The sequence below is a fragment of the Candidatus Bipolaricaulota bacterium genome (genome assembly GCA_021159055.1).
Lineage (GTDB): Bacteria > Bipolaricaulota > Bipolaricaulia > UBA7950 > UBA9294 > S016-54.
The window spans coordinates 1-10,731 of record JAGGSO010000085.1 but is presented as its reverse complement, the minus strand read 5'-3'; the positions used below and the strand labels follow the sequence as shown (position 1 = coordinate 10,731).

Annotated in this window: 10 protein-coding genes; 3 read left to right on the top strand and 7 right to left on the bottom strand. The window is 61.0% G+C overall.

Annotation, left to right across the window (positions count from 1 at the left end; genetic code table 11):
* The coding region (locus tag J7J55_04330; protein ID MCD6141928.1) for a DUF3459 domain-containing protein at nt 1-521 on the top strand (521 nt) is incomplete at its 5' end.
* Here J7J55_04330 and glgA read toward each other — a convergent pair.
* The 4 genes from glgA to J7J55_04310 all read right to left on the bottom strand — a co-directional run bounded on the left by glgA (nt 518) and on the right by J7J55_04310 (nt 4,108).
* Nucleotides 518-1,939, bottom strand: coding sequence for a glycogen synthase GlgA (glgA, locus tag J7J55_04325; GenBank protein MCD6141927.1), 1,422 nt, complete (start codon nt 1,937-1,939; stop codon nt 518-520). The genes J7J55_04330 and glgA overlap by 4 nt on opposite strands.
* A 106-nt stretch (nt 1,940-2,045) precedes the next feature.
* The gene (locus tag J7J55_04320) at nt 2,046-2,447 is read right to left on the bottom strand and encodes an Rrf2 family transcriptional regulator (protein MCD6141926.1); all 402 of its coding nucleotides are present in this window, start codon (nt 2,445-2,447) and stop codon (nt 2,046-2,048) included.
* Nucleotides 2,448-2,948: an iron-sulfur cluster assembly scaffold protein gene (locus tag J7J55_04315; protein MCD6141925.1), complete on the bottom strand. Its 501-nt coding sequence runs from the start codon at nt 2,946-2,948 to the stop codon at nt 2,448-2,450. It abuts the gene before it with no gap.
* A complete protein-coding gene (locus tag J7J55_04310; GenBank protein ID MCD6141924.1) occupies nt 2,948-4,108 on the bottom strand; it encodes a cysteine desulfurase in 1,161 nt (386 codons plus the stop codon). The genes J7J55_04315 and J7J55_04310 overlap by 1 nt, the downstream gene beginning before the upstream one ends.
* A gap of 100 nt (nt 4,109-4,208) precedes the next feature.
* Here J7J55_04310 and J7J55_04305 point away from each other — a divergent pair, with 100 nt between their 5' ends.
* Both J7J55_04305 and J7J55_04300 read left to right on the top strand, forming a co-directional pair.
* The gene (locus J7J55_04305) at nt 4,209-5,084 is read left to right on the top strand and encodes a DMT family transporter (GenBank protein ID MCD6141923.1); all 876 of its coding nucleotides are present in this window, start codon (nt 4,209-4,211) and stop codon (nt 5,082-5,084) included.
* A gap of 32 nt (nt 5,085-5,116) precedes the next feature.
* Complete coding sequence (locus J7J55_04300) at nt 5,117-6,244, top strand: DUF763 domain-containing protein (protein MCD6141922.1); 1,128 nt, start codon at nt 5,117-5,119, stop codon at nt 6,242-6,244.
* On the opposite strand, the gene galT is transcribed toward J7J55_04300, so the two are convergent.
* The 3 genes from galT to J7J55_04285 all read right to left on the bottom strand — a co-directional run.
* The gene (gene galT / locus J7J55_04295) at nt 6,180-7,214 is read right to left on the bottom strand and encodes a galactose-1-phosphate uridylyltransferase (GenBank protein MCD6141921.1); all 1,035 of its coding nucleotides are present in this window, start codon (nt 7,212-7,214) and stop codon (nt 6,180-6,182) included. The two genes, J7J55_04300 and galT, sit on opposite strands and share 65 nt — an antisense overlap.
* 35 nt (nt 7,215-7,249) lie before the next feature.
* Complete coding sequence (locus J7J55_04290) at nt 7,250-8,449, bottom strand: glycosyltransferase (GenBank protein ID MCD6141920.1); 1,200 nt, start codon at nt 8,447-8,449, stop codon at nt 7,250-7,252.
* A 238-nt stretch (nt 8,450-8,687) separates the two neighbouring features.
* The coding region (locus J7J55_04285; protein MCD6141919.1) for a glycoside hydrolase family 65 protein at nt 8,688-10,731 on the bottom strand (2,044 nt) is incomplete at its 5' end.

The window sequence follows — 10,731 nt, the reverse complement described above, 5'->3', positions numbered from 1 at the left end:
GCAGCCTGTGGCACAGCTACCCGGAAGAGAACGACTACGCTTGCTACACCCTGCTCGGCAGCCACGACAAGCCACGATTTCTCACCCTTGCCGGGGGAGACGCCCGAAAGCTCATCCTTGCCGCTGCATTCCTCTTTTCCTTCCCCGGCGCACCTGCGGTCTACTACGGGGACGAGATCGGGCTGAAGGGAGGAGAGGATCCCGACTGCCGGCGCTGCTTCCCGTGGGACGAGTCCGCGTGGGACAAAGAACTGCACGCGACGTTTAAAAAATTGATCTCGCTTCGCAAGGCCCATCCCGCCCTACGCCGCGGTGCGCCACGGTTCCTGGATGCCCGCGAAAGGTTCCTGGTCCTCTCCCGGACCGTTCCTGACGAGGAGATCGTCCTCGCGCTGAACGCTGGAGAGACGGAGGAACGAATCGGCGGGAGCACTACCCGATTCGTGGACCTAGTGAGCGGCGAGGCCGGGACGGAGTTTCCCGTCACGGCGATGGGTTTTCGGCTCCTGCGGCGAGTCTAACGCACGAGGTCGGTATACAGGTCAAAGTAGTTTCGCGCTGACGCGCTCCAGGAGTGATCCTCCTCCATCCCGCGTTTTCGCAGCTCAGCCCATGCCACAGGATCGTCGCGGTATAGGGCAACAGCGCGGCGCAGGGCGGAGAGCATTGCGTCCGAGGTGTAGTCGGTGAACGTGAACCCGTTTCCCGCCGTTCGGTCGGCGTCGTAATCCCTGACCGTGTCCCGCAACCCCCCGGTTGCCCGTACGACCGGGACCGTCCCGTAGCGCAGCGAGTACATCTGGTTCAACCCGCACGGCTCGAATCGCGATGGCATGAGGAAGATATCGGCCGCGGCCTCGATTCGGTGCGCCCACTCCTCGGAGAACGTGATCAGCGCCGCTGCCCGCTGCGGATAGCGGGACGCGGCCTCCCGGAAGAAATTCTCATACTCCGGCGCGCCGGTCCCGAGGAGGACGAACTGGATTCCGAGTGCCATCATGCGGTCGAACGCAGCCATCACCAGGTCGAACCCCTTCTGCGCCGCCAGGCGGGAGATCATACCGATCACGGGGGCGGTGGGATCGGGCTCCAGCCCGAGTTCGTCGCGCAGGCGTTCCTTGTTGACTGACTTGCCGGATAGATCATCCGCCGAATAGTTGGCCCACAGCAACGGATCAGTTTTCGGGTTCCACACGGAATCGTCGATCCCGTTCAGGATCCCGGTGAGGGAATCGGCCCGCGCCCGCAGCGTCTCCTCCAGCCCTTCCCCGTGGTGGAGGATCTCCTGCGCGTAGGACGGGGAGACGGTGGTCAATCGGTCGGCGTAGCTGATCCCCCCTTTGAGCAGGTTCAGCTTTCCGGCGTGTTTGAACACGGACAGGTCTTCATCTTCGAGCCCGGTGGTTGCGCGGGCGTCCCACGGGAATTCACCTTGGTACGCGAGGTTGTGGATGGTGAGGATGCTCCTCGCCCCGTTCGGCCCAAGCCCGGCGCGCAGGTAGGCGGGCACAAGTGCAGTGTGCCAGTCGTTCACGTGGACGATGTCGGGCTGCCAATCCACCGCTTTCGGAAGGACGAGCGCCCCGCGGGACAGGAAGGTGAACCGCTCCAGGGCGTCGGGGTAGTCCCCTCCCTTCTCCCCATAGACCTGGGCCCGATCAAAGTAGTGGTCGTTTCCCAGGAAGTACACCGGGACGTCGCTCTGCGGGAGCGTCCCTTCGTACAGGACACACTCCTTCTCCGCTTTTCCCACCGGGACCGGGAAGCGGACAATCTCTTTCAGATCGGTCTTCCCTTCCACCCCCCGGTACTTGGGCATGGCCACCCGCACGTCGACCCCCAAGCCATGCAGTGCCCGCGGGAGGGCGGCGGCGACATCGGCGAGTCCGCCCACCTTGGCGAACGGTGAGACCTCGGCTGAAACGAACAAGACGCGCATCTTCCACCTCCGAGTGGATTATACCGGAATGAGGGAGAGACTCCCGGCCGATGATTCCCGTACAGCGCTTCCTGCCAGGTTGCGGATACGCAGGACGACGCCCATCCTAACAGGACAGGTCGGCGAGGGAGAGGGAGTTGAGTAGCTCCTTAAATCGCTCGTCGATCGCTCCCCAGATGTCCTTTCCGGGACAGACGGTGAGGAGCTGGCAGGTTGCCTCGTCGGGACGGACACAGCGGACGAGGTCGAGCGACTCCCCGAGGGCCTCGAGGATCTGCCGTACTGATATATCCTCAGGCCGGACAGCAAGGGTGTACCCCCCGCGCCGCCCCTTGCGCGACGTGACGATCCGCGCCGCGCGCAGCTCCCCCATGATCTTCTCGACGAATGGGACAGGGAGGCCGTACTTCTCCGCGATCGACCGAGCTGAGATCGGCTCATTCCCCCCGTTGGAGGCGAGCTCGATCGTCGCGATCAACCCGTAACTCGATTTCTTCGTCAGGTGCACCTAACCTCCTTTGTGCGCCTCTTCCTGGGATTCCAGGAACGCAGCGTACCGACGCTCCAACCGCTCCATCTCATCGGCGATGTGCGCGTGGCGGCGTTCCAACGCCGCTGGAATCTCGCGCCCGGCAGCGGTGAGATAATTGTATATCGCCTCGTTCAGCGCGTCAGCGGCAAGGGCGGAGCAGTGGAGCTTCACTGGGGGGAGGCCACCGAGCTCATCGGCGACGTCTTTGTTTGTTATCGCGATCGCCTCTTCGATCGTCTTCCCCTTGGCAAGGTCTGACACCATCGACGAGGTAGCGATCGCCGCAGTGCATCCAAACGTCTCCCAGGAGATATCGGATATCACCTCGCGCCCCTGCTCATCCACGTCCACCTTGATGTACAGCCACATCACATCGCCGCACACGATGTTCCCCACTTTCCCCACGGCTGAATAATCAGGGAGCTTCCCCTGATTGTGCGGGTGGCGGAAGTGCTCGATCACCTTTTCGGTGTACATCATTCACCTACCTTAAACGGGGATATTTTCCGCAGATCCTCTACGACTTTCGGGAGTACGGACAGGAGGGTCTCGATATCCTCTGGTTTCGTATCCCGTCCGGTGCTGATCCGTAAACTCCCGTGGGCCATGGCGAGCGGCACCTTGATCGCCCTGAGGACGTGACTCGGTTCGAGGTTCGGGGATGAGCAGGCCGAGCCGGTGGAGACAGCGATCCCGTGCTCGTCCAGCCGCATCACCAGGCTCTCCCCCTCGATCCCGGCGAAGCTGAAGTTGGTGATGTGGGGAAGGCTGTCAGTGGGATGGCCGTTCAGTCGCGTTCCGGGAATCTTAGTGATCTCCTCGATCAGGCGGACACGGTAGCCGCGCAATCGGGCCGCCGTTTCATCCATCTCGGCGAACGCGAGGCGCGCCGCCGCCGCCAGTCCCACGATCCCCGGGGTGTTCTCAGTCCCGCTTCGCAATCCGCGCTCGTGCCCTCCGCCGTGGAGGAGTGGGGCTAACTTGATTCCCTTCCGGACGTACAGGAATCCCACCCCTTTCGGCCCGTTCAGCTTGTGCGCCGATACAGAGAGGAGATCGATCACCTCCAGCGGAAGTTCGATCTTCCCGTATGCCTGGACGGCGTCGGTGTGGAACGGGACTCCCCTCTCGCGGCAGATCCCTCCGATCTCTTCGATCGGTTCGATCGTCCCGATCTCGTTGTTTCCGGCCATCACCGAGACGAGAAGCGTATCATCGCGGATCGCTGCCCGGACCGCGGCCGGATCGACGCGTCCGAACCGGTCGACCTCGAGGTACGTGACCTCGTATCCCTGCTCCTCCAGCCAGGCGCACGGGTGGAGGACGGCGTGGTGCTCAATCTGGGAAGTGATCACATGGCGCCGGTCCGGGTTTGCAAGCGCGAGTCCCTTTATCGCCAGGTTGTTCGCCTCAGTCGCGCCGGAGGTGAATACGATCCCCTCCGGAGGAACCCCGAGTGTCGCACCGATCTGTGCCCGCGCCTCCTCGATCGCCTTCCGCGCTGCCCGCCCGAACGCGTGCAGACTGGATGCGTTTCCGTATGTCGCGGCGAAGTACGGCTCCATCGCAGCGAGCACCTCTGGGGCGACCGGAGTCGTGGCACTGTTATCCAGATATATCGATTGCGGCATCTTTATCACCGACAAAAGCTTACCGAATTGGTCAGGTTTATCAAGTCCGGGCTCCCTTGCCGTTTCCCGGTTGAGGGGGTAGATTCTGCGGGTAATAAGGGGGGATATGAACACGGAAGCGCTCCTCCTCGTCCTCAGTGCCGCCCTCTGTTGGGGAGCGGCGCAGACGATCGCCAAGCTCGGGCTCGCCCGGATGGACCTTGTCTCCTACGCCTCGATCCGAGCCGGGTTCGCGTTACTTTTGATCGTCCCCTACGGCCTTCTTGTCCATGGTTTTCGGTTCACCGACTGGGGACTTGTCGGGATGGCCGCGTTTGCCGGGCTGATCGATTCCTTCTTCGGGACGCTCCTGTACATGGTCGCGATCAAGCGGACCGAAGCGCACGCGGCGGCTGCCCTATCGAACACCGCTCCGTTCTGGGGAGTGACAACCGCTGTCCTGTTCCTCGGGGAGCCGGCGCGGTGGGTGACGTTCGCTGCCGCACTCCTCGTGATCATCGGCGCTTATCTCCTGATCACTCCGGCCCGGGCCGATCCTTATCCCCGCTCCCTCCGCAGCGGGCTGGGAGCGCTCGGGGCCGCGGTGTTGTGGGGGGTGGGGGAGACCGGACCGGCGAAATACTGCCTCGCCCACGGGATGTCACCAGTCGAGTTTCAATTGGTGCTTGTGGGGACCGCTGCCGCCTCCTGGTGGGCGCTTAATCTGGGGACCAGGGCGCATCGGAGGCGGTACCTGAGTCGGGCCGGAGTTGGGTATGCGCTGTTCACCGCAGTGACCGGGTTCTTCCTCGGTTGGATCCTGTGGCTCTCCGGGTTGCAGCTCGCCGAGGCGAGCGTTCTCACTCCGATCAAGGGTGGGGCGATGACGCTGTTCGCGTTCGTGATAAGCATCGTCATGCTGCGCGAGCGCCCGAGTTCGCGGGCGTTCCTCGGAGCGGCTCTCGCCACTGCTGGCGTTGTCCTCGTCTCGCTTGGGACCTAGGCATTCCCGGTCGCATCCGCTATAGTAATTGCATGAAGACCGGGACCGCTGACCTGCCGCTCCACTACGGGAGGGCCCCGCGATGGCTCTTTTCCCGGATGCGTGCCCTCGCCGGGAAGATCGCGGAGGCGATCGTCCTTGAGCACGGGACGAAGGGCCTGTTGGTCCGCCTCTCCGATCCTTATTGGTTTCAGGCCCTCGGCTGCGTCCTCGGGTTCGATTGGCACTCAAGCGGACTTACCACCACGACCTGCGGCGCGATCAAGGAGGGGATAAAAGGGGAAGAGGAATCCTTGGGGCTCTTCGTTGCCGGGGGGAAGGGGGCGACGTCGCGCAAGACCCCGACCGAGATCGAAGAGTGGGGAGAACGGACCGGGATCGACGCGGATCGCCTGATCTACGCGAGCCGCGCCGCGGCCAAGGTCGATTCCGCCGCGATCCAGGACGGCTACGGGATCTATCACCACGCCTTCTTCTTCGATCGGGATGGTAACTGGGCGGTGGTGCAGCAGGGGATGAACGAAGTGACGCGCATGGCCCGCCGCTACCACTGGTTATCGGCACGTGTGTCCGATTTCGTGTGCGAGCCGCACACCGCGATCTGCTGCGACGCCCGCGCCCCAAGCTTGAACCTCGTGGCACGGGAGAGCGCGAGTGCGCGGGAGGCGAGTGTGGAGATCGCGCGGGAGAGGCCGATCAGGCTCGTGGAAGAACTCGATAGGCTGAAGCGGATCGAGCTTCCCCGCCGGCACGCGGTGATGCTCTCTGATATCGATCCGAAACGTCTTTCCCGCATCTTCCTGAAGACCTACACCGCCCAACCGCATGGATTCGAGGAGCTCCTCACCACCCCGGGGGTGGGGGCGAAGACGATTCGCGCTCTCTCCCTGATCGCCGAGCTTGTCTACGGAGCTGCTCCGAGCTTCACCGATCCGGCGCGGTACAGCTTCGCCCACGGCGGGAAGGATGGAACTCCTTATCCGGTCGATCGGGAGACGTACGACCGGTCGATCGGGATCATGGCCCGTGCGATCCGGAAAGCTAAGCTGGGGCGGGCGGAGGAATTGCGAGCGCTGCGCCGGTTGGAGCGGGCGTTCAATCCTCCGGGACCTCCACCTCCCGCAGATAGCGGGCCGCGTCCTCCGGCGGCATCGGGTTGATGTACAGTCCCGTACCCCACTCGAACCCGGCCACCGTGGTGAGACGGGGGATGATCGCAATCCGCCAGTGGTAATCGTACTGCAGCGTCGCCCAGTACCCCGGCTTCCCCGGCCGCGGGATCGGGTTGGGAGAGTTGTGCAGGACCAGGTTGTACGGAGGATCCCCCAAGAGACGGTTCAACCGGAATAGGGTCCGCTTGAGGATGCGGGCCAGCGCCCACCGCTGCTCCTCGCAGATCTGGGTGAACTCGTGCGCGTGTTTGCGCGGGTAGATCACCAGCTCGAACGGAAACCGCGAGTCGTATGGGGTGAAGACGACGAACTCGTCCGTCGCCTCGATGATCCGCTCCCCGGACTTAAGCTCCATGAGCATCACATCGCAGAACAGACAGCGTTCCTTCCGCTCGTAGTATTCCCGCGCCGTCTGGAGGCGGTCGCGTACCTGACGCGGGATGACCGGGGTGGCGATGATCTGGGAGTGGGGATGGGAGAGCGAGGCACCGGCCCGTTTGCCGTGGTTCTTGAACAGAAGAACGTAGCGATACCAATCGTTTTTCATGAGCTCCTGCAACCGCAGGACGTAGGCATCGACGATCAGCTTGACCTGTTCTACCGGGAGGTCGGGGATCTCCTGATCATGGGAAGGGGTCTCGATCACCACCTCGTGGGTTCCGATCCCGTTCATGCGATCGTAGATCCCATTCACGGCTGTCCGTCCGAGTTCCGGGTAGTCCTGCATCGCAGGAAACTTGTTCGGCACCACCCGCACCCGCCAGCTTCCGTCTTCTCCTGTTATGCGGTGAATCTCCGGGGGAGTCATCTCCTCGTTCCCCGGACAGAACGGGCAGTTGTGCGGAGAGCGTTCTGATTTATCGTTCCCCTCAGTATGATAGTCGGATGGACGCTTCGCCCGCTCCGGAGCGATGATCACCCAACGATCAGTTATCGGTCCACGTCTAAGTTCAGGCACTATCCCTCCTTATTCCAAGCGCTTGATTGTATGTGTCAAGAAAGGATAACCTGCCCGATGAGATCGAGCCAGTCGGTGAGAAGCCGCGGCATGAGGAACTTGGCGCGCACGTGCTCACGTCCTGCTTCCCCGAGTTTCACCGCAAGATCGGGATTGCTCAAGATCTGCAGGATGCGGTCGGTGGCGGCGCGGTAGTCGGTCGGGGCGACTAGGAATCCCATTTTGCCGTCTTCGATCTGAAGAGGGATTCCACCGACCCGGCTTGCGATGACCGGGGTCCCCTTCCACAGCGCCTCGGAAACAGTGAGCCCAAACCCCTCCTTGAGCGACAGCTGAAGGACCACCGCCGCCGCCCGCTGCAGTGCGTTTACCAGCAATGGATCGGTCTTGGTGATAAGATGGACGTCGGCTATCCCGTTTGCCTTCTGCGTCACTTCGCGGTAGATCCTTGGCCCCTCCGGGTCGTCGCTCGCCATGTTCCCCAGCATCACCAACCGCGCGTCCGTCTCCTTCTTCACGCGGGCGAAGACCTCGAGCACCCCCAACGGGTCCTTCCACTTGTCGAATCGGGAGACTTGGACGATGAGCGGTTTGTCTTGCGGGATTCCATATTCGGCGAGTTTAGCCTCCACCTCAGCCGGACTCAGGGGACGATTGATCGGGGAGAATGGATCGATCGCCGGGGGGATGACATAGGTCTTAACCGGGAGATCGGCTTTCTTGAACGACTCGGATGAAACGACCACCGCGTCATAACGGAGAACATACGGTTTGAGCAGGTTCCACACTTCCTCGTTCGGGGTGGAGATATCGATGTGGCAGCGCCACACCCACGGCCCTTCCTTGTCGCGGTAGCGGATCATCGGCAGTGGTTGGGGGTCATGGACAATGACGATGTCATGGAAGATCGGGGTGTAACGGGCAAACTCCTTGTTTATCCGGAGATAAGGGGCGAGGGCCTCCTCGCCGAGGGTGACCTTCTCCCCCTGGAGTCCGTTGTGCAGTTTCTTTGTCGTCTCGAAGAGCGCCGGCTCCCCGTAGAGGAGGCTCCAGTCGGCATCGAGTCCGACCTCGTTCATCAACGGAACGATCGTCTGGAGCATTCCGGCGACTCCTCCCCCATGATAGGTGGCGTTTACGTGCAGCACGCGTTGGCGGTAGAGGGGCCGTGCCTTGGCATAAATTGCGGCGATCGCCTCTGCACCGGTAATCTCTACGTAGTCCTCAATTCGCATTAATCCTCCCTCTAAAAGTTTGATCCTTCAGCAATCAGTGAAAGTGGCACATTCGGAGCAAGGATCGACCCAAGCCACAAGCTTCCCAATTATCGTCCATTGTTCCCGAGGTGCAACATGATGGCCTGAAAAACGCCAGGTAGTATGCTCCCAGCGGATAAAGCCTAATCCAATATTCGCACTATTGATCATACTCCCTTTGCTTTCTCCTTCTACGTTTTTGTAAAGGACAAGGGGCCTATATGGGCGTGGGCACTACCGGCCCCTGTGTCTGCGGGGTAAGGTCAAAGATGAACCGTCGTCCGTGGTAGCGCAGTGAAAACCGCAGCCTTTTCCAGTGACGCGGGAGCCGCGGGTAGGCGATGGGTCCCTCGGGGGTGAGCCGTAAGCCGGCAAAACCGAACACTAGTGCCTGCCACAATCCACCGGCCGAGGCGGCGTGGATCCCGTCTCCTGTGTTTCCCCGCAGATCCTCGAGGTCTACTAACGCTGCACGCATGAAGTGCTGGTACGCTCGTTCCGTCTCTCCCACCTCGCACCCTAAGGCGGCATGGATCGCTCCCCCGAGGGATGAGCCGAAGTCGTGATCCGTGCGCGGCTCATAATAATCCCAGTTCGCGCGCAGTATCCTCTCATTATAGGAATCTCTTAGGAGGTAGAGAAGCATGAGGACATCCGGCTGTTTTATGATTTGCGTGCGTTGAACTTCTTTCTCACCAAGTAGAGCCTGTGCTGATTTCCTCGACGTGCGCATGGCAGTTAGGTCTGGATCCCTGAGTTTGAAGAAGCCGGGAAACTGCTCGATGAGGCCGGATGCTGAATCATGCGGAACGTACATGCGTACGGCCACCTCTTTGAAATGATCGATCTTCTCTTCGGTTAGTCCCAAACGTTTGGTGAGCTCCGCAGCTTTTTCTGGAAACCGCTTTTTCAGCCAATCGAGTCCGGTTAAAGCGGTTTCGATGTTCCAGACAGCCATCCGGTTGGTAAAGGCGTTATTGTCCACGCGCGCGTGGTATTCGTCAGGGCCCATGACATCTCGAATCTCGTAGCGGTTTTCAGAAGGGTTGTACTCCGCACGGCTTGCCCAAAATGCGGCCGTCTCAAGGAGGATTTCAATTCCGTAGTCGCGCATGAATACTTCATCCCCGGTTGCTCGCCAGTAACTCCAGAGCCCGTAGGCCACATCCGCGGTGATGTGATGTTCCAGGTCCCCACACAGGATACGGGTTGGGGTTCCATCCGCGGATAGAGCCCATCGAGGTGTTACCTCTCGCCCTTTTTCCGCTGACTCCCAGGGGTACATGGCACCAGCATAGCCGGCCTGCTGGGCTTTTTCCCGCGCTCCGGGGAGTGTATGGTAGCGATAAAGAAGGATGTTACGGGCCACCTCCGGTTGGGTAAACGCGAAGAAGGGGAGCATAAACACGTCTGTATCCCAGAAGATGTGTCCACGGTACCCAAAGCCCGTGAGTGCCTTAGCGGGAATGCTTGTCCACTCAGTGTGATAGGGTGCGGCAATAAGAAGGTGATAAATGTTCGTACGCACCGCATGCTGAGCTTTCTCATCACCTTCGATCTTCACGTCACAGTCCTCCCAGAGCTTCTCCCACCTCTTCTGATGGGTGGAAAGGAGGGAGGAGTATTCAACCTTCGCTGCTTCGTTAATCTCCTTGAGTGCCTCTTGAACAGGGTTAAGAACGTCGTGGGAGGTATACAAGCTCACGAGCTTGGTGATCACCGCGGTCTCTCCTCTCTGCAGGGTGAAACGAGTGGTGACCGCAGGTTGGCGGAGGCAAGGACAGGGAGTGTATTTAGCCTCCTGAGGCCATTCTAGAGTTACGTGGGCTGTGGCTCCGATTTCGGTCTTGCTTCCCTTCGTTTGTAGGTGTAGAAAGGCCTGTTGGGGATGGGGGTGGCCCTCCTCTATCCAGGTCCAGTGGCAATGTCCTACCTCTGTGGGCGGGATGATCCCCGGAGATTCTGCTACCCCGTTGATTTCGGCTTGTAGTCCTATCTCCCCTTCGAAATCCAAAGCAGTGATGAGGAGGCGAAGGGCGGAGAGGTGGGGATTGTCCATGGAGGCCCATCGCTCACTTACAAGCTCGATTGTGTGCCCGTTCGGACTGCGCCAGCGTACTCGCCTGTGCAGGATCCCGTCCCTTAGATTGAGGGTTCGTTCATGAACCAGGATCTCTCCTCGCGTCAGCGAGAACGGTTCTCCTGCCACAGTGATCTGACAGGCTGTCCAGTTGGGAGCGGGCACAAGCTCGGTGTAGACC